Origin of the sequence: Sagittula salina (assembly GCF_017813235.1) — a bacterium.
Classification (GTDB): Bacteria; Pseudomonadota; Alphaproteobacteria; order Rhodobacterales; family Rhodobacteraceae; genus Sagittula; species Sagittula salina.
In genome coordinates this window covers 1-19,246 of sequence record NZ_JAGISH010000024.1, presented here as the reverse complement: position 1 = coordinate 19,246, position 19,246 = coordinate 1, and the positions used below count along the sequence as shown (strand labels likewise).

18 protein-coding genes are annotated in these 19,246 nt (G+C 64.5%); 4 read left to right on the top strand and 14 right to left on the bottom strand.

The genetic code is table 11. The annotated features are described in order from the left end of the window. Nucleotides 1-73 precede the first annotated feature (73 nt). The 3 genes from J5474_RS21940 to uxaC are packed head-to-tail and all read right to left on the bottom strand — an operon-like array spanning nt 74 to nt 3,055. A complete protein-coding gene (locus J5474_RS21940; RefSeq protein WP_209364107.1) occupies nt 74-595 on the bottom strand; it encodes a TRAP transporter small permease in 522 nt (173 codons plus the stop codon). A gap of 52 nt (nt 596-647) precedes the next feature. After that, complete coding sequence (locus tag J5474_RS21935; RefSeq protein WP_209364105.1) at nt 648-1,619, bottom strand: TRAP transporter substrate-binding protein; 972 nt, start codon at nt 1,617-1,619, stop codon at nt 648-650. A 29-nt stretch (nt 1,620-1,648) separates the two neighbouring features. Beyond that, complete coding sequence (gene uxaC / locus J5474_RS21930; protein WP_209364103.1) at nt 1,649-3,055, bottom strand: glucuronate isomerase; 1,407 nt, start codon at nt 3,053-3,055, stop codon at nt 1,649-1,651. 109 nt (nt 3,056-3,164) lie between these two features. Between uxaC and J5474_RS21925 the strand changes: the two genes are divergently transcribed. After that, a complete protein-coding gene (locus tag J5474_RS21925; RefSeq protein ID WP_209364101.1) occupies nt 3,165-3,869 on the top strand; it encodes a GntR family transcriptional regulator in 705 nt (234 codons plus the stop codon). 26 nt (nt 3,870-3,895) lie between these two features. Beyond that, nucleotides 3,896-4,618: an SDR family NAD(P)-dependent oxidoreductase gene (locus tag J5474_RS21920; RefSeq protein ID WP_209364099.1), complete on the top strand. Its 723-nt coding sequence runs from the start codon at nt 3,896-3,898 to the stop codon at nt 4,616-4,618. Nucleotides 4,619-4,622: 4 nt separating this feature from the next. On the opposite strand, the gene J5474_RS21915 is transcribed toward J5474_RS21920, so the two are convergent. From J5474_RS21915 to hmgA, 5 genes are all read right to left on the bottom strand, one after another. Then, on the bottom strand, nt 4,623-4,820 hold the full coding sequence (locus J5474_RS21915; protein ID WP_209364097.1) for a DUF2783 domain-containing protein: 198 nt from the start codon (nt 4,818-4,820) through the stop codon (nt 4,623-4,625). Beyond that, on the bottom strand, nt 4,820-6,439 hold the full coding sequence (locus tag J5474_RS21910) for an FAD-dependent oxidoreductase (RefSeq protein WP_209364095.1): 1,620 nt from the start codon (nt 6,437-6,439) through the stop codon (nt 4,820-4,822). The genes J5474_RS21915 and J5474_RS21910 overlap by 1 nt, the downstream gene beginning before the upstream one ends. Nucleotides 6,440-6,548: 109 nt before the next feature. After that, nucleotides 6,549-7,499, bottom strand: a complete 951-nt coding sequence (locus J5474_RS21905) for an MBL fold metallo-hydrolase (RefSeq protein ID WP_209364093.1) — start codon at nt 7,497-7,499, stop codon at nt 6,549-6,551. A gap of 74 nt (nt 7,500-7,573) precedes the next feature. After that, nucleotides 7,574-8,833, bottom strand: coding sequence for a fumarylacetoacetase (gene fahA / locus J5474_RS21900; RefSeq protein WP_209364092.1), 1,260 nt, complete (start codon nt 8,831-8,833; stop codon nt 7,574-7,576). A 91-nt stretch (nt 8,834-8,924) separates the two neighbouring features. Beyond that, nucleotides 8,925-10,280, bottom strand: coding sequence for a homogentisate 1,2-dioxygenase (hmgA, locus tag J5474_RS21895; protein WP_209364091.1), 1,356 nt, complete (start codon nt 10,278-10,280; stop codon nt 8,925-8,927). A 132-nt stretch (nt 10,281-10,412) separates the two neighbouring features. On the opposite strand from hmgA, the gene J5474_RS21890 reads away from it, so the two are divergent. After that, nucleotides 10,413-10,862, top strand: coding sequence for a MarR family winged helix-turn-helix transcriptional regulator (locus tag J5474_RS21890; protein ID WP_209364090.1), 450 nt, complete (start codon nt 10,413-10,415; stop codon nt 10,860-10,862). A gap of 87 nt (nt 10,863-10,949) precedes the next feature. Here J5474_RS21890 and arsJ read toward each other — a convergent pair whose 3' ends face one another. From arsJ to J5474_RS21875, 3 genes are all read right to left on the bottom strand, one after another. After that, nucleotides 10,950-12,209 (bottom strand): organoarsenical effux MFS transporter ArsJ, encoded by a 1,260-nt coding sequence (gene arsJ / locus J5474_RS21885; protein ID WP_209364089.1) that lies wholly within the window; start codon nt 12,207-12,209, stop codon nt 10,950-10,952. Between the two features lie 139 nt (nt 12,210-12,348). Continuing rightward, a complete protein-coding gene (locus tag J5474_RS21880) occupies nt 12,349-13,347 on the bottom strand; it encodes an ArsJ-associated glyceraldehyde-3-phosphate dehydrogenase (protein ID WP_209364088.1) in 999 nt (332 codons plus the stop codon). Then, complete coding sequence (locus J5474_RS21875) at nt 13,344-14,186, bottom strand: arsenate reductase/protein-tyrosine-phosphatase family protein (protein ID WP_209364087.1); 843 nt, start codon at nt 14,184-14,186, stop codon at nt 13,344-13,346. The genes J5474_RS21880 and J5474_RS21875 overlap by 4 nt, the downstream gene beginning before the upstream one ends. 138 nt (nt 14,187-14,324) lie before the next feature. Between J5474_RS21875 and J5474_RS21870 the strand changes: the two genes are divergently transcribed. Continuing rightward, a complete protein-coding gene (locus tag J5474_RS21870; RefSeq protein ID WP_209364085.1) occupies nt 14,325-15,281 on the top strand; it encodes a zinc-binding metallopeptidase family protein in 957 nt (318 codons plus the stop codon). 123 nt (nt 15,282-15,404) lie between these two features. Here J5474_RS21870 and J5474_RS21865 read toward each other — a convergent pair whose 3' ends face one another. The 3 genes from J5474_RS21865 to dctP form a co-directional block, all read right to left on the bottom strand. After that, a complete protein-coding gene (locus tag J5474_RS21865; RefSeq protein WP_209364083.1) occupies nt 15,405-16,805 on the bottom strand; it encodes a TRAP transporter large permease in 1,401 nt (466 codons plus the stop codon). 112 nt (nt 16,806-16,917) lie between these two features. After that, a complete protein-coding gene (locus J5474_RS21860) occupies nt 16,918-17,550 on the bottom strand; it encodes a TRAP transporter small permease subunit (protein ID WP_209364082.1) in 633 nt (210 codons plus the stop codon). A gap of 88 nt (nt 17,551-17,638) precedes the next feature. Further along, a complete protein-coding gene (gene dctP, locus J5474_RS21855; protein WP_209364081.1) occupies nt 17,639-18,652 on the bottom strand; it encodes a TRAP transporter substrate-binding protein DctP in 1,014 nt (337 codons plus the stop codon). Nucleotides 18,653-19,246: the final 594 nt, after the last annotated feature.

Genomic DNA, 19,246 nt, shown 5'->3' with positions numbered 1-19,246 from the left:
TCGACAGTCCGCAGGCTGCGTCCCCCTCCGGCGCGCTGTCGCCCCGGCGGGAACGGGATCGGCGTGCCGCGTCTCATTCCTGAATTGGGTCCTCGCCAAAGCGGGAGGTGTTCAGCCCCACGGCGCGGCGCAGCAGGCGTTCCACCGAAAGAAGGATCATCAGCACCCCGCCCACGATCAGGCTGAAGAAGGCCGCGGCCCCGGTGATGCCGAGGTTGGGAATCGTGGTGGCCCATGTGGTTTCAGCCAGTTGCCAGCCGTACCAGACCATGCCGCCGCCGAATGCGATCACCACGAAGTCGGAGATCGTGTGAAAGAGCCTCTGAACGCGGTCGGGCAGAACGTAGAGCAGCACATCGAAGGACAGGTGGTTGCCCTCGCGCACGCCCACGGCGGCCCCGAGGAAGATGAACCAGCCCATCAGCAGGATCGACGTGGTTTCTGTCCATGTGGGCGTGTCGTTCAGAACGAAGCGGCCCCAGACCTGCCATCCGATCAGCGTGGTCATGCCGACGAGCCCCGCCGCCGCCAGCCAAAGGAATACCCGTGTCGCGCGGGCGATCGCCGCCGACAGTCTTAGCACCATGTCCTGCATGACAGCCCCCCGAGGTGGTCGGACGGGCCCGGAGGCCCGCCCGTACAGCAGATTACTGAGCCGCGCGAATGTCTTCGACGAGGGTCTTCAGCTTTTCCGAGGTGACGTGCTTTTCGTAGACCGGCACCATCGCGTCCATGAAGGGCTTCTTGTCGATGTCGGCCACGACCTCGACGCCGCTGGCGCGAACCTTCTCCTCGGAGGCGGCCTCGCGCTCTGCCCAGAGTTGGCGCATGACCGGGACGGAGTCCTTCGCCGCCTGCTTTACCAGCGCCTGGTCCTCGGCCGACAGCTTGTTCCAGGAGGTCTGCGACATCACGAGCACCTCGGGCACGATCAGGTGCTGGTCGAGCGTGTAGTAGCCCGCGACCTCGTAGTGGCCGGAGGATTCGTAGGACGGCCAGTTGTTCTCTGCCCCGTCGATGACGCCGGTCTGGATGGAGGAGTAGACCTCGCCGTAGGGCAGTGGCGTGGCGTTGCCGCCGAGCGCGTCGACCATGTCCACGAAGACGTCCGACTGCATGACGCGGAACTTCATGCCGCTCATGTCGTCGATGGAATGGATCGGCTTCTGCGAATTGTAGAAACTGCGCGAACCGCCATCGTAGTAGGCGAGGCCGACCAGCTGGTGGTTCTGGAATTCGTTCAGGATGCGATCACCGATCTCGCCGTCGACCACCTTGTGCATGTGGTCGGTGCCTGCGAAAATATAGGGCAACGAGAAAACTTTCGTCTCTTCGATGATGTTGTTGAACGGCCCGAGGCTGACGCGGTTCAGGTCGATCACGCCCAGCTGGGTCTGTTCGATGGTGTCCTTTTCCTCGCCCAGCTGGGCGGAGTGGAACACCTCGACGCAGATGCGGCCATCGGAGCGTTCTTCGAGCAGCTCGCCCATCTTCTGCACCGCGACCACGGTGGGGTAGCCCTCCGGATGGGTGTCGCTGGAGCGCAGCGTGATTTCGCAGGCCTGCGCCGCGCCGACCAGCGCCACGGATGCCAGCAAGGTTGCCAGTGTCGTCTTCATTGGGTCTCTCCTCCCCTGGTTTGCCTGCTTCAAAGGCCGTAGGCCTCTTTCGCCAGGCTGTAAGTCAAGTCGTATGCAACGGCATGGGCGTCTGCCTCCCGCAGGCGTCCGGTGCCGACCAGCTGCGCGAGATACGCGCAGTCCGAACGGCGCGCCACGTCGTGCCGCGCCGGGATGGAACAGAAGGCGCGCGTGTCATCGTTGAAGCCAGCGGTGTTGTAGAAACCGCAGGTTTCCGTGGTCGCCTCGCGGAATTTCCGGATACCCTCATAGCTGTCGAAGAACCACCACGGCGGCCCCAGCCGCAGGCAGGGATAGGCGCCCGCCAGCGGGGCCAGTTCACGCCCGTAAGCGGTCTCGTCCAATGTGAAAAGAACAACGCGCAGCTCACGCTCCATGCCGACGGCGTCCAGCAAGGGTTTGAGCGCACTGACATAATCCGTCCGGCCCGGAATGTCGAAACCCTTGTCGCGACCAAAGCGGGCGAAGACGTCCGCCGAATGGTTGCGCCGCGATCCGGGGTGGATCTGCAACGTCAGCCCGTCCTCCAGCGACATGCGCGCCATTTCGGTCAGCATCTGGCCGCGGAAGGCGTCGGCTTCGTCAGGTGTGCAGGCACCTTTCAGCGCCTTTTGGAACAGGGCCGCGGCGTCCGCCTGCGACAGGTTTTCCGTCCGCGCGGTTGCGTGGCCATGGTCGGAGGCCGTTGCGCCATGCTGTTTGAAGAACAGCCGACGGATGCGATGCGCGGTCAGGTAACCCTCCCAGGTCGCCGTATCCTCGCCGCTCAGCGCGCCGAAGGCTTCGACGTTGGCTGCGAAGCCTTCGAACTCGGGATCAACCACGGCATCGGGGCGATAGGTGGTGACAACCCTGCCCGTCCAACCGCTTTCGCGGATCATGCGATGCCATTTAAGGTCGTCGAGCGCGCCTTCGGTGGTGGCCAGCACCTCGATGTTGAAGCGCTCGAAGAGCGCCCGAGGCGTGAAATCCGGCTGTGCAAGGCAGGCGTCGATATGGTCGTAACAGGCGTCGGCGGTCTGCGCCGAGAGTATCTGATCGAGGCCAAAGACATGCTCGAAGGAGTGATCCAGCCACATCGCCGAGGGCGTGCCGCGAAACAGGTGATAGTGCGCCGCGAAACGCCGCCAGATGGCGCGCGGATCGGTCTCGACGGGGCCACCGTCGACGCGGGGGACGCCCAGTTCCTCCAGCGTCAGACCCTGGCTGACGAGCATCCGGAACACGTAGTGGTCCGGCACAACGAAAAGCTCCGCGGGATTTGGAAAGCGCGCGTTCTCCGCGAACCAACGCGGATCGCAATGACCGTGCGGGCTGATAATCGGCAGGCCTGCGACCCCGTCGTAAAGCTCCCGCGCCAGCCCCCGCAGGGCAGGTTCGACGGGAAAGAGGCGGTCGGGGTCGGTCAGCGGCATGGCGGCATTGCTCTCGTGGGTCTTGGCGTTGATCTGCTAATATGCTAGTTGAAAGTTCAAGTCAACGTCGCCCTTGGCGAACGATCAGCGAGCCGTTACGCAGAACCCCATGTCAGATACCGCCCTTGCCAGCCTTTCCGTCGCCCCCCAGAAGTCGGCCACCGATCTGGTGTTCGACACGCTTTATCAGGCGGTGATCTCGCTCCAGCTGCCGCCCGGCACCCGCGTGTCGGAGGCAGAGGTCGCGCAACAGCTGAACGTTTCGCGCCAGCCGGTGCGCGACGCGTTCTTTCGTCTGTCAAAGCTGGGCTTTCTGCTGATCCGCCCACAACGCGCCACGCAGATCACCCGGATCAGCCGGAAGGCAGTTCTGGATGCGGCCTTCATCCGTACCGCGATCGAGAGCGAATGCCTGCGCGAGGCGGTCCGCCGCATGACACCCGAAGCGGCGACGCAACTGCACGAAAGCCTCGCTGCCCAGCAAGAGGCGCTGACGACCGACGACCCCACGCGGTTCCACGCGCTGGATGACGGCTTTCACCAGACGCTGGCGCGGATCGCGGGGCATTCTCACGCCTGGGACCTGATTTCCGAACAGAAGGCGCATATGGACCGCGTGCGCTACCTGACGTTGTCCAGCGCGCGGCAGCTGACAGTCTATCAGGAGCACAAACGGATGGTGGAGGCTCTGATCGCGCAGGATGTTGTGGCGGCAGAGGCTCAGCTGCGCGCCCACCTCGGTGATATCGCCAACGTGCTGGAGCGGGTCCGGGCGGAGCATCCCGACCATTTCGACGACAGCGCACGCGGATAACGCCCCCGGGCGCAGAAAGGGCCGCCATGCAGATCGACCTTACCGGACAGACTGTGCTGATCACCGGCGCCGCCGGCGGGCTGGGCCGGGCGATGGCGCAAACCTTTCATGCGCATGGCGCGAACCTCGTCCTTTCGGACCTCGACGTCGATGCCATCCCGGCGCAGGAGCGCGCGCTGGCACTGCGCTGCGACGTGACCGACGCAGGATCGGTGGCGGGACTGGTGGCAGCAGGGACCGAGCGTTTCGGCCCGCTCGACATTTGCGTGAACAACGCCGGGATTTCCGGGCCATGGGGGCGACTGATGGACCTGTCGGCGGAGGTCTGGCACAGACTGCTGGCGGTGAACCTGACGGGCCTGTTCCATTGCCTGCAGGCAGAGATCCCGGCGATGCGCGACGGAGGGCGCATTCTGAACGTGGCCTCGCTCGCAGGTGTTTCCGGCGCACCGAACCTCGCCGCCTATGCGGCGACAAAACACGGCGTGGTGGGCCTGACCCGCTCGCTCGCCCATGAGGTGCGGCGACAGCGCATCCGGATCAACGCGTTATGCCCCAGCTTCACCGAAACACCCATGCTGGACGCGTTTGGCGAGGACACCTCCCGGCTGCAGACGCCGCTGAATGCGCTCGGACGGTTCGGGACGGCGCAGGAGATGGCGGAGGCGGCGCTGTGGATCACCTCGCCCGCCAACAGCTACATGACCGGACAGACCGTAACGCTGGACGGCGGCATTTCGGCGGTCTGAGGCGTCAGGCCACGCGGGCGGCGCGTGCCATGCGCAGCGCTTCGGACAGGGTGTCGCGGTCGCCGATATGATTGGCGAGGATCAGGATCAGCCGCGCGTTCAAGGCCGCGCTTTCCGTGTCGGTCAGGCCCTCATGCGTGGCGATGAGTTCAGCGTAGAAGCCGTCCGGATCGGGGATGTTGGGCTGGGTCTTCACCGGCATCAGAGTTCCTTTCCCATCGCGCGGGCCAGCGCCGCCCGCACAGCTGCCGCGTCGCAAGAGGTCCAACGCGCCGCGACGTGCTGATCGGGGCGTATCAGGTAGATGGCGCCCGGAGCCTCGCCCAGATAGCGCGCCGCCAGCGTGCCGTCCGGGTCGTCGGCGGCATCGACCGTCACCACCGGCAGGTCGCACTCCGGCAACAGCCCCTGTTGCTCGGGACCTATGACCAGCAGCATGAACCGCCCTCCCAGCCGGTCGAGCAGGAAACCAGCCCCCAGCGGCGCATCGGGGCACGGGCTGCCGGGGCGCGTGCGCTCCGGCCCGCCCGGCAGCGCATCCGCGCCATTCAGCGGCGAGCCGTCGTAGGTGCAGGGCACCGACAACCGCCCCGAGTTCACCAGCGGCCGGGCAAAGGCGTGATGCTCCGCAAGGTCCAGAACCGCGTTGCGGAATACGTGACTGATGGTCGACTTCGGCGTGATGAAGTCGGTGGATCGGGTGGAATTCAGGATGTTCTCGTCGGCGCCGTGGATGCGCTCCACGTCGTAGCTGTCGAGCAGCGCCCCCGGCGCCTCGCCGCGGATAACCGCGCCGAGCTTCCAGCCGAGGTTGTCCACGTCCTGCATGCCGGAATTCGCCCCGCGTGCCCCGAAGGGCGAAACCTGGTGCGCGGCATCACCGGCAAAGATCACCCGGTCGTGGCGGAACCGCGTCATGCGGCGGCACTGGAAGGTATAGATGGAGGTCCAGACGATGTCATACTCCACGCCCGGCAGCATGGCATCGAGCCTGCGGCGGACGTTCTCCTCTTTCAGTTCCTCCTTGCGGTCCACGTCCCAGCCGATCTGGAAATCGACACGCCAGACCCCGTCGGGCTGCTTGTGCAGCAGCGTGGAGGCGCCGGATTTGAAATGCGGCTCGAACCAGAACCAGCGCTCGGTAGGGAAATCGTCACTGGCCATGCGGATGTCGGCGATCAGGAAGCTGTCCTCGAAGACGCGTCCTTCGAAGTCGAGTCCCATCATGCCGCGCAGCGGGGAGGAGGCCCCGTCACAGGCGATCACCCAGTCGGCCTCAAGCCGGTAGGCGCCTTCGGGTGTCTGCACCTCCAGCGCCACGTGGTCAGACTGCGGGGTGAGCGCCTCCACCCGGTTGCGGCCGCGCAGCTCGATGGGCGCGCCCTCTGCCTGCGCCTGCCGCACGCGGTCGACGAGGAACTTTTCGAAATAGGGCTGCTGGAGGTTGATGAAGGCCGGGTAGCGGTGCCCAGCCTCCGGCAGCAGGTTGAAGTCATACACCTGTCGATCGTCGTGAAAGACTTTGCCGAGGTTCCAGACCACACCCTTTTCGACCATGGGCTGGCCGGCACCGTAGCGATGCGCGATCTCAAGGCTGCGCTTGGCAAAGCAGATGGCGCGCGAGCCCTGCCCAATGCCTTCGTGGTCATCCAGGACCACCACCGGAATGCCCTGCAAACCGAGGTCGAGCGCGGTCGCCACGCCGATCGGCCCCCCGCCCACGACGACCACAGGGTGGCGCACCGGGACGACGGCGCCCTGATCGGGGGAACGTTCGTAGGGGTAAAGCTTGAACGCCAGCTGGTAGCGATCCTGGATCATGTCAGACCTCCTCCTCTCCCGACGGGTCGCCCCGCGTATCGCACTGGGGATCGGGCAGAGCTTTCGACGAAAGCTCTGCCCGCGCCACGATCTTCGTCCGAAGATCGTGTCAGCCCTGCAGAGCCGCCCACATGTCCTTGTCGCGCGCGGCGGTCCAGACGCGGGGCGTGTCGATGCCCCGGGCCTCGTCGTAGGCGCGGGCGACGTTGAACGGCAGGCAATGTTCGTAGATCGCATAGTCGGCAAACTTCGGGTCGCATTCGGCGCGCACCGCGTCCCATGCCTCCTTCAACGTGCCGCCACGGGCCACGACCTTCGCGACCGGCCTGTATGTGGAGCGGACAAAGTCGGCGGTGCTGGCGATGGCCTTGGCCACCATGTCCTCGCCCACCAGCGCGTCGCCACGCCCCGGCGCGATGGCCTTGGGTTCGAAGGACGCGATATTTTCCAGCGTATCCTCCCAGTCGCCGTAGTGCCCGTCGCCGCAGTAGCAGGCGGAGTGGTATTCCACGATGTCGCCGGTGAACATGACCTCCTGATCGGGCACCCAGACTACCGCATCGCCCGCCGTATGCGCACGGCCGAGGTGCATGATGTCGACGCGCCGGTTCCCGAGGTAGACGGTCATCGCCTCCGAGAAGGTCGTGGTAGGCCATGTCAGACCGGGGATTTCCTCGTGACCCTGAAACAGACGCGGGAAACGGTCGAACTCGCTGTCCCAATCCTCCTGCCCCCGCTCCGCGACCATGGCACGCGCGGTGTCGGACATGATGACCTCTCGCGCGCCATAGGCCGAGGCCCCCAGCACGCGCACCGCGTGGTAATGCGTCAGCACAAGGTGGCTGATCGGCTTGTCGGTGACGGCACGCACATGTTCGATCACCTTGCGGGCAAGGCGTGGCGTGGCCTGCGCCTCGATGATCATGACGCTGTCATCGCCGATGATGACGCCGGTGTTCGGATCGCCCTCGGCAGTGAAAGCATAGAGTCCCTCACCCACCTGCGTGAAGCTCGTCTTTTTCTCCGCCATATCGCCTGCGGAGGCGAATGCCTTGGCCATGTTGCGTTTCCTTCCAGTCGGTTACGCCCGATGAGCGGGCGTGGAATTGAGTATTTTCGAAGCAGAGAAACCGCTTAGCGCTTGTAGGGATCTCCGAGCGCGGGCAGGACCCGCCCCGTGCAGGCGCCGAAGCCCACACGGTAGCCGTCTCCCTGTGCGTAGCCCCGCAGCGTGATCCTGTCGCCGTCCTCGATGAAGCTGCGCGTCTCGCCGGTTTCCAGCGTGATCGGTTCCTTGCCGCCCCATGCCAGTTCCAGCAACGCGCCCCGCTGGTGCTTCTCCGGGCCGGAAATGGTGCCGGACCCCAGCAGGTCGCCCGTCGACATGGCGCATCCGGAGGTCGTGTGATGAGCCAGCTGCTGCGCCGAGGAATAGTACATCTCGCGGTAGTTGGTGCGGGCAATCACCGTCTCGGCCTGCCCTTCGGGGGCCAGCCCCACCTCCAGCGCGATGTCATAGAGCATCGGGCCGGGTTCCTGCAGGTAATCAAGCAATGGGCGCTCCCGCTCGGGCGTGGAGACCCGGAATGGTTCCAGCGCGGCCTTCGGTACGATCCAGGGGCTGATCGTCGTGGCCGTGGCCTTTGCCTGGAAAGGTCCCAGAGGATGGTATTCCCACGCCTGGATATCGCGCGCCGACCAGTCGTTCAGGAGCACGTAGCCAAAAATCATCGCATCGGCTTCTGCGACCGTCACCGGCCCGTCGGATGGTGTGCCGACGACGGCTCCGATCTCGAGCTCCAGATCGAAGCGCTTGCAGGGGGCGAAGACCGGGAGATCGGCGTCCGGGGCCTTCAGCTGCCCCCATGGGCGGCGCACGTCGGTACCGGAAACCACCACCGAGGACGCTCGCCCGTTGTAGCCGATGGGGATCGATAGCCAGTTCGGAGGCAGTGCGTTTTCGGAGCCACGGAACATGGTCCCCACGTTGGTCGCATGGTGCCTGCCCGCATAGAAATCCGTGTATTCCGCAACGGTGAAGGGCATCAGCATCTCTGTCCCGGCCATGGGCACGAGATAGTCCACCAGCCCCGGCGCATCGGGCGCGTCCTCCGACAGCATCTCCGTCACTATGGCGCGGAAGGCGGCCCAGGCTTCCGAGCCCAGTTGCATGAATTCCGTCCAGTCGCCGTAGAAGAAGATCTCCTCCTCGTCTTCCATCTGGATCAGCCCGTCCTGTTCCAGCCGCGTCACGTTGAGGATCATGTCGCCGATGGCCACGCCGCAATGCGGCTCGCCCGCGTCCGAGCGGAAGGACCCGCAGGGCAGGTTGTTCAGGGGGAATTCGCAGTCGGGGGCATTCGCCGCCTCGACCCAGCTGCGCATCAAGGGCATGGGCTCTCCTGTCGCCTGTGCTTCTTCTTGGTCCAAGTACTCCGGGGGTCCGGAAGCGGGCCCCGGCCCGCCCCGACCATGGGGATCGGACCTATTTCCTGCCGGGCGTCCCGTCGAACTTTTTCTCGAGGCTGGCCCAGCAGTCGATGTAGTCATCCTGCAGCGGGGCGTCCTCGGCGGCAAAGCGCGTCAGATGCTGCGGGAAGCGGGTTTCGAACATGAAGGACATGGTATTGTCCAGCTTTTCCGCCTTCAGGTCGGCGTTGGACGCACCCTCGAAGGCGTTCCTGTCCGGCCCGTGCGGCAGCATCATGTTGTGCAGGCTCATGCCACCGGGGACAAATCCCTTCGGCTTGGCGTCGTACTGGCCGTAGATGTTGCCCATCAGCTCGGACATGATGTTCTTGTGATACCACGGCGGGCGGAAGGTGTCCTCCGCCACCGTCCAGCGTTCGCGGAACAGCACGAAGTCGATGTTGGCGGTGCCCGGCACCCCCGAGGGCGCGGTCAGCACGGTAAAGATCGACGGGTCCGGGTGGTCGAAGAGCACCGCGCCCACCGGGCAGTAGGTGCGCAGGTCGTACTTCAGCGGCGCGTAGTTGCCGTGCCAAGCCACCACATCGAGCGGCGACTGTCCGATCCCGGTCTCGTGGAACTGGCCGCACCACTTCACGGTCAGCGTCGAGGGCTTCTCGCGGTCTTCGAAGGCCGCGACGGGCGCCTTGAAGTCGCGGGGGTTGGCGAGGCAGTTGGCACCGATCGGACCGCGTGCGGGCAGTTCGAACTTCTGGCCATAATTTTCACAGACAAAGCCGCGGCATGGCCCGTCCAGCACCTCGACCCGGTAGACCAGCCCGCGCGGCAGGATGGCGATTTCCCTGGGCTCCAGGTCTATCACCCCAAGTTCGGTGCAGAACCGCAGCCGCCCCTCCTGCGGGACCACCAGCAGCTCGCTGTCCGCGCTGAAAAAATAGCTATCGACCATGGATTCAGTCACAAGGTAGACATGCGAGGCCATGCCCACCTGCGTGTTCACATCCCCCGCAGTGGTCATGGTGCGCATCCCCGTGAGCCAGGTCAGGCGCTCCTCGGTGTACGGCACCGGGTCCCAGCGGTACTGGCCGAGCGAGGTCACATCCGGCACGACATTGGGCGCGGACTGCCAGAACGGCAGGTCGATGCGGGCGTAGCGGGTCGAATGCTTCACCGAGGGCCGAATGCGGTAGGTCCAGGTCCGCTCCGGCGGGTTGGCGGTGAAGGCTGTGCCGGAGAGCTGTTCACCGTAGAGGCCGTAGTTGCACTTCTGCGGCGAGTTCATCCCCTGCGGCAGCGCACCCGGCAGGGCTTCGGTTTCGAAATCGTTGCCAAAACCGGGCATGTAGCCTTCGTGCGGGCCAAGGCCGCCCGGCGCGCGGATCATCCCCTTCGGCAGATCATGCGTGGTCATCGCCTTACCCTCCCCGGCAGTTTTCGTCCTGCTCGCATAATCATTGCATATGCAATGAAGTCAAGGCTAATGTCACGGCGGGCCTTCACCTCCGCGTGGCGTCCCGCCGTTCACAGGCCTTGGAGACCGACCATGACGACGAGACCCTTGCCCGACTTCGACCTGATGCGGTTTACACCCTATCGGCTGGCGGTGGCGGCAGAGCGCACATCCGAGGAACTGGCACGCCAGTACCGGAAACGTTTTGGCATCTCGATCCCGGAATGGCGGGTTCTCGTGCATCTGGCGAGACCAACCGACGGGGCGCGGACGGTCTCGGTCCGGGATATCGAGGCGCGCGTGGCGATGGAGAAGTCCAAGGTCAGCCGCGCGGCGTCACGGCTTGAGGCGGCGGGGCTGATCGCAAAGACGGTGGAGGCAGGCGACCGGCGGCTGGTGCGGCTGGCGCTGACGGACGCGGGGCGTGCGCTGATGGCAGAGCTGTTGCCGCTGGCACTGGCCTACCAACGCGAGATCGAGGCGCGGCTGGCAGAGGCCTTCGCGGGGCTGGAAGCCGGGCTGGAGGCGCTGTTGAGAGAGTGAGATTCGCCTTGCCTCTACACCGCGATCCGCGCGAGTCCCGCTCGCGCCGGGAGTATTATGACCGGGAAGACGCTGTGGTGCCGCGCGTCAGTCCGGGCCTGGCTGTAGCCGGGAGGCGCCAAGGGCACTGAACCCCACCATGACGGCCGCCGTAGCGAGGCAGAGCGGGAGGCCGCCCATTTGGTAGCTTAGGCCCGATAGAAGTGTGCCCAGCAGGCGCCCGGCGGCATTCGCCATGTAATAAAACCCCACGTCCATGGTTACGCGCTCGCCATTGGAAAAGGCCAGGATCAGGTAGCTGTGCAGCGACGAGTTAACAGCGAAGAGCGCGCCGAAGATCATCAGCCCCGTGACAAGCGTCACCGTAAGCCACGGTGCCGGGCCGCCGGCGGCAAAGACCAGCAGCGCCAGCATCGCGGGCACCGGCACGAGCGCGAAGGCCCAGGCACGGGCGCTGGCGACGATTTCAGCCTCCGCACGGTCGGCTGCGCGCAGGACCTTCGGCGCCCAGGCCTGCACCGCGCCGTAGAGGATCGTCCAGACCGCCATGAAGCTGCCAATGACAAAGAAGGCAGAGCGGTTGCCCGCCTCCGAACCATCGGACAGCACCGCGTAGAAATAGACCGGGATGCCGACGACGAACCAGACGTCACGCGCCCCGAAAAGGAAGACCCGCGCCGCCGAGAGCCAATTGACGTTGCGGTCAGTGGAGAAGACGGAGGCGAACCTGACGCCCTTCCTGCCAGCTGGCAAGCCGCCCGGCATCCGTAACGCCACGGCGACAAGGATCGCGGCCAGCACCGCCGCCATGCCGTAGAGCGCGGGGCGGAAGCCGGCCCAGGCGAGCAGCACCGCGCCCAGCAGGAAGCCTGCGCCTTTCACCGCATTTTTCGACCCGGTCAGTACCGCGACCCAGCGGAAAAGACCGCCCTGCCCGGATGGGGCCAGCAGCTTCACCGCCGACTTGGCCGACATCTTGGACAGATCCTTGGCCACGCCCGACGCGCCCTGCACCGCCATGACGTAGACCACGGAGGCGGACAGGCCCCAACCCGGATCGAGCTGCGCCAGAGCGATGAGCGCCGCCACCTGCAGCGCCAGGCCGCCATAAAGCGTGGATGTCAGCCCGAAGCGGACCGCAATCCAGCCTGCGGAGAGGTTCGTTCCGATGCCTGCGATCTCGTAAAGCAGGAAGAGATAGGCAAGCTGCACCGCCGAAAAACCCAGCGTGTGGAAATGCAGCAGCACCAGCATCCTGAGCGCGCCGTCGGTCAGCATGAAGGCCCAATAGGCGGCGGTCACGGCGATATAGGCAGCGAACGGCCTGTTCGCGGGCGTATCGGTCACGTTGCTCTTCCTTGGATCATTACATGGGGTATCCGCGCCGCGAAGCCTTTCGGGAAGCAGAGGAACCAGCGCGCCCGCTGTTGCCTGCTGTGAAAATACGCCGGCCAGCGTGGCGGTCGGCCCCTTTCGGGATGCATCTTCAGAGGGAACCGCCCACCATCAGCGCCACGTCTGCAAGCCGCTGGGCGTAGCCCCATTCGTTGTCGTACCACGCGTATATCTTTACCTGCGTGCCGTTGACGACCATGGTCGAAAGCGCATCGATGATCGAAGACCGCGGGTCGTTGACGTAATCGCAGCTGACCAGCGGGCGTTCCTCATAACCAAGGATGCCCTTGAGCGGCCCCTCGGCCGCGGCCTTGAAGAGGGCATTGACCTCATCGGCGGTGGTCTCGCGCTCCACCTCGAAGACGCAGTCCGTCAGCGAAGCATTCAGAAGCGGCACGCGCACGGCGTGACCGTTCAGGCGACCCTTGAGTTCAGGGTAGATCAGCGTGATCGCAGTGGCCGAACCCGTTGAGGTCGGGATCAGGGAGTTCAGGGCGGAACGGGCACGACGCAGGTCTTTTGCGGGCCGATCGACAATGGTCTGGGTGTTGGTCACGTCGTGGATCGTGGTGATTGACCCGTGCCGGATGCCGAGCGCTTCGTGGATGACCTTGACCACGGGCGCGAGACAGTTTGTCGTGCAGGAGGCTGCTGTTACAATGCTGTGGCGCGCGGGATCATAGGTTTCGTGGTTCACCCCCATGACGATATTCGCGGCATTGCCGTCCTTTACCGGGGCGGAAACCACTACCTTCTTCACACCGCGTTCGAAGTAAGGCGCAAGACGCACCTCGGTCTTGTATTGCCCGGTGCAATCGATCACCACGTCCACGCCATCGAACGGCAGGGCATCGAGCGTCCGCTCGCAGTGCACCGGCAAGCGTGTGCCATCGACGGTGATGCTGTTGGCATCATGGCTGAAATCGGCACCCCAGCGACCATGCACGGTGTCGAACTCCAGCAGGTGCGCGTGCATTGCCGGGTTGCCCACCGCGTCGTTGATCCAGGCGATGCGCGCGCCCGCCTCCAGCAGCGGCTTCAGCGCCAGTTTCCCCATGCGGCCGAGGCCGTTCAAAGCGTAGGTGGTCATGCATCTTCCTCGGTGATGTCTCGGGCAATGTCATCGACGCGCGCCTGCAGGGACGCGCGGTCGAGTGCTGCGATGGGCAAGGCAGCGAAGGCCTTGATACGGTTCTGCAGCGACCCGTAGGCTTGGCGGAAGGCCAGCATCCTTTCCGCATCCGTGCCGGTGGCGCGCGCCGGGTCGGGCTGACCCCAATGGCCCGTGACGGGCTGGCCGGGCCACGGCGGGCATTCCTCGTTCGCGGCCTGATCACAAACGGTAAAGACGAAATCCATCTTCGGCGCAGCCTCCGTCTGGAACTCGGAAACGTGTTTGGCTCGCAATCCGGCGGTGTCATGGCCCTTGATATCCAGCAGATCCAGCGCGCGCGGGTTCAGTTCCGACTGGGGCCGGGTGCCGGCGGAGTAGACAGCAAAACGGTCGCCGGCCCAGTCGCGCAGGATGGCCTCGGCAAAAATCGACCGCGCGGAATTGCCCGAGCAAATGAAGAGAACGTTCCATTTCCGGTCCATGACCATGCCCCCCTCGGCAGGTTCGCCCATGTCTTGCGGGCAGAAGGCGCCGCGTCCGCGGCAGCAATCGTCGACGAGGTAGCCCGTCAGGCGCCCCGCCCCCGCCACGTCCGCCGCGTAGCGTAGCGATGTCCCGTGACGGTGTTGTGTCACCAGCCCCGCCCGATACAGCTGCGCCACGGCGGCCGAAAGCGAGGAGGCCGGCAGGTCCAGCGTCATTGCCAGATCGCCCGCCGCCACCGCCTCCGGGTAGCGCCGCATCAGGAGGCGAAAAATCGCCAGACGGCGCGGATGCGCGAGCGCCGTCAGCTGAGCGAGAATCATATTTTCCATATTTCCGAAATATCAGAAATAATAGGCAGCACAAGGCTTATTGACGTAAGGGTTGATGTGTTGTCCCCATGGAACGACCGCCCTTCGGGCGCGTTCACCAGCATGCCCGCGGCCGCCACGGCCTTTCGGAGGACATCAATGCAAGTGTTTCGCTGCCCCGCTTGCGGGGGGATGCTCTGGTTCCACAATGCGACCTGCGCATGCGGGCAGAATGTCACCTTCGACCCGGAAACTCAGGACATGGTCGCCAATGCCGCGGCCTGCGCCAACCGCACGGAGATCGCCTGCAACTGGCGAGCGGAGCAAGACGGGCTCTGCCGCTCCTGCGCCATGACCGCCACGGTGCCCGACCTGCGAGAGGCGGAGAACCTGCCGCTCTGGCAGCGCACCGAGGAGGCAAAGCGCTGGGTGCTGGCCAACCTCATGCGCTGGGGGTGGTTCACCCTAGACGATCCCGGCGCCCGCCCCGTGTTCCGTCTGCTTTCGGAACACACCGCGGAAGGCGACGCGCCGGTAACAATGGGCCACGCGTCGGGTGAAATCACCATCAACGTGTCCGAGGCCTCAGACGCCGAACTGGTCCGGCGACAGGCGGAAATGGGCGAACTTTACCGCACCATGATCGGGCACATGCGGCACGAATTGGCGCATTTCCTGTTCGAACGGCTGTCTTCGCAGGCCGGTTTCCTAGATACATTCCGTGCCCGCTTCGGCGACGAGCGCGCCGATTACGCCGAAGCCCTGAAGGCGCATTACGCGCAGCCCCGCGACAAGGGGCAGACGCATGTCACGACCTACGCCACCGCCCATCCGCATGAAGACTGGGCCGAGACCATCGCCCACCTGCTACACCTGACCGACCTTCTCGACAGCGCCGCCGCATCCGGTCTTGCCCTACCCGAAGGCCCGCCGCGAGGCTACGATGCCTACGCCGAGTCCGACACGGGGCGGCTTCTTACGCTGGCGATCGACCTGACCCTGGCAATCAACCACGTCAACCGGGCACTGGAGATCGGCGACCTGTACCCCTTCGTGCTGGCACAGCCAGTGCGCGACAAGTTGCACTTTGCCCACGACGCATTGCGAAAACGCTAGAACGCGGCGGCCTCCCCGGCAAGGGCCGTCGCACTGCTTCTCCTTGGTCCAAATACTACCGGGGAAGCAAGTCCGAAGGAGCAGCGGGGGGGGGGGGGCACCGCCCCACCCCCAACCTCTTTTCTAGGCCAGCGACGGCAGCCAGAGCACGATGCCCGGAAAGGCCACAAGCCCCGCGATGGTCACGGCATCCGCCACGAAGAACGGCGTTACTCCGCGAAATACGTCCTGCACCGAAAGCTCGGGCCGCACGCCCGCCACCACGAAGCAATTCAGACCGATGGGTGGCGTGATCAGACAGAACTCTGCCATTTTGACAACGAGGATGCCGAACCAGATCGCACACATTGTGCCGTTCATGCCAAAGGCGCTGTCCGCTGCCGCCACCGTTTCACCGCCGTTCAGCGCCATGACCGCCGGGTAGACAACCGGCAGCGTCAGGAGCAGCATACCGATGGCATCCATGAACATCCCCAGCACCGCGTAGGCCAGAAGGATGCAGACCAGGATCAGCATCGGCGGATAATGCAGCGACGTGATCCAGTCGGCAAACGCGCCCGGCAGATCAGCAAAGCCAAGGAACCGCACATATATCAATACGCCCCAGATAATGGTGAAGATCATGATCGACAGCTTCGCCGTCTCGACAAGCGCGTCCAGCAGCTCGGGCAGGCGCATGCCGTGGTGAAGCGCCATGAGGAAGACGATGAAGGCCCCGATGGCACCGCCTTCGGTCGGCGTTCCCCAGGCATCGCCACCAAACGGGTTGTAGACAAAGAAGATGATGATCACGACCACCGCCACAATGGGCAGTGCCGGCGGCAGGCTGGCAAACCGCTGTTTCCAGGTGAATCCCTTTACCGCCGGACCGAATCCCGGAATGATCAGCGCCATCCCGACGATCAGCGCGCCGTAGATCACCGCCGAAAAGACACCTGGGACAAAGCCCGCCAGCAGCAGTTTGCCGACATCCTGTTCGACGATGATGGCGTAGATCACGAGGATGGCCGATGGCGGGATAAGCGAAGCCAGCGTGCCGCCCGCCGCCACGACCCCTGCGGCGAACCGCTTGTCATAGCCGATCTTCAACATCTCCGGGATGGCGATGCGGGCAAAGACCGCCGCCGTCGCGACCGACGCACCCGACACCGCCGCAAACCCGGCCGTGGCAAAGACGGTGGAGACGGCCATGCCGCCGGGCAGCCATGCAAGCCAACGCTTCGCCGCCTCAAAAAGCGCGCGCGTCAGCCCGGCGTAATAGGCGAGGTAACCGATCAGGATGAAGGTCGGGATCAGCGACAGCGCCTGCGACGCCACCTTGCCGTGCGGGATCTGGCCCGCGGTCTTTACCGCCACGCCAAGCGCCCACTGGAATTGCGCGGGGTCCATGCCCTTCTTCGCCCAGAAGATCCAAACAAGGCCGATCAGCCCGGCACCGGCGGCCGCAAAGGCAACACGCATACCCAGCACCACCATGACCAGCATCGTGCCGGTGACCCAGAGGCCGATTTCGATGCTCGTCATGTCGATGCCTTTCGGTTCGCACCCTGGACGCGGACGCCCCGCTTCCGGAGGCTCCCCGCACAGTCAGCCATGCGCGTTCGACCGCGGGCGGGTATGCCGTTCACGCGAATGATCATGCGTCGTGCCCCTGCATGTGGTCGGCTTCCGCCGCTGCCTGTTCTGCCGCCGACATAACCAGCGGCACCGCCACGGGACGCTCCAGCCCCAGCACGAAGGCCCGGCCGAAGCCCCAGAGCTGTAGCGCGAGCCGCGCACAGATCACCGAGAAGGCCACCGGCACAATCAGTTTCGCGGGCCAGATCGGCAGGCCGATGTCGATCGAGCTGTCGCGGCTCCAGTTCGGCTTTGCGAAATCGAAGGAGCGGTCGAAGTGCGCCCATGTGCCCCAGACCAGCAGCGCCATCAGCACGAGGATAAGCAACGTGGTGATGAACTCCGCAAGCCACAACGCCCGCCCGCCAAGCGCCCCGACGACGATATCCATGCGGATATGCCCGCCCTCGCGCTGTACGTAGGAAATGCCGAGGATCGCGATCACCGGCATCGCCGCCTCGATCCAGTCGACGTAGCCGCGCAGGGGCTCGTTGAACCCCTCGCGCCCCACGACAGAGATTACGGCGAGGCACATCAATACGAAGGCGCCAATCCCCGAGAGCACCGCCATGCCCCATTCGAGCTTCAACAGCTTGCGATCAAGGCGCGACAAAAGGCTGCCGTCCTCCAGAACAGATGCCGCTCCGGCCATCCCTGCCTCCGATTTCAAAAGCCGACACCCGCCCCGACCCACGCCACAGGCGGGGCCGGAACGGGGTCATGTCACGCCTGCGCGCGGGTCAGTTCGTGCCGCGCTGCGCCTTCAACGTCGATCGCACGAGGTCCAGCAGTTCCTGACCGGGCAGGCCCTGCGCCGACATGTCCGCCAGCCATGCGTCCTGGATCGGTTTGCCACCAATTTCCTCGAACTTCGCCAGCTCCTCGTCGGAGATCATGACCTTCTCGACGCTCTTTTCCGCCAGAACGTCATCCCATTTCTTCAGCAGTTCGCCATAGTTCGACAGGTAGTAGTCGATAGCCTCGGGGACCGAGCTTTCGAGCGCCTCGCGCTCCGCGTCGGACAGCGCGTCATAGGCGTCGATGTTCACCACCACCGGGCAGTTCACCGTGCCGGGGTTGAGGTTCGCAGTCCACCAGTCGGCTTCGTTGATCGTGCCAAAGGACAGGTGCGCGTGCTGGGCAAAGGCCACCGTGTCCACGACGCCCGACTCCATTGCCTGATAGGCCTCGGAGGAGGTCACGGAGGTCGGCACCGCGCCGACAGCCTCAAAGGCCTTGCCGATCCCGCCTGTGGCGCGAACGCGCATACCGTCCATTTTCTCCAGCGTGTCGCGCGGTTCGCCGGTGCCGACGAGGTTGTACTGCGGCATCGGCGAGGTCATGAGCATCCGCGCGCTCCACTGCGCCATTTCCTCGGCCACTGCCGGGTGCGCGTAGACCGCGTTCGACACGGCGACTTCTTCGTCCAGCGTGTTCACGCCAAGAAAAGGCAGTTCCAGCACGGTGATCGCCCGGTTCTTGTCCGGGTGATAGCCAGCACAGAATTGCGCCATCTCGAACGCACCGATGGAGATGCCGTCGAGGTTCTCCGTATTTTTGGACAGGCCGCCGTAGGAGACGTTCATGGTAAACTCGCCATTGGTCTTCTCGGCCACCAGATCGGCGAGCTTGTGAATGTGCTCGGTAAAGGCACGACGCTTACCCCAGACGGACACGTTCCATTCGGTCGCGGCAGCTTCGCTGGCGATGCTCAGCGCCAGCGCCGAGACGCAGACCTTGGTCATCATGGTCATGGTGTTTCTCCCTTTGATACGGGCTGTGATCGCCCTGTGATGGCGGTTTTCCCGCCTGTGCCCCGGGAGCCTAGAGCATAGCACTCCGGGTGCAAGCGGTTTGGCGCGGGGGGTTGAGATTCGCGGCGGTTCACCCTGTTAGCGATAAAGGCAAGTGTGACGTCACATTTTGTCGCACCCCGCGACGCCTCATCGGTGCGGTACGGGCACAAGAGATCAGGCGGAGGGCAGGTCGCACACGTTTGGAGCGAAAATCCCAAGTCTCGGTAATACAAGACTGTTAGCGCCGGTAGCGCAAATAACTTTACCAATTATCCAATACATATGGAAAATATTTACAGAAAAACATCAGTTATTACATGCGTTATGGTAAAATTTTCGACGTAGCGTAAAGTGTGTGGCATTCCTGGTGACGGGTTGCTCCCGCACCGTTCGAATTTCGTATGGAGGGGGAGAGATCCATGAATGAACAGGTATTGCCCACAACCGTTTCAACCTATGCGCCCTCGGCCGAAACGGTAAACACCGCGCACGTGGACGCGGCGCAGTATGACGCGCTGTATTCGGCGTCGATCGCGGATCCGGCGGGTTTCT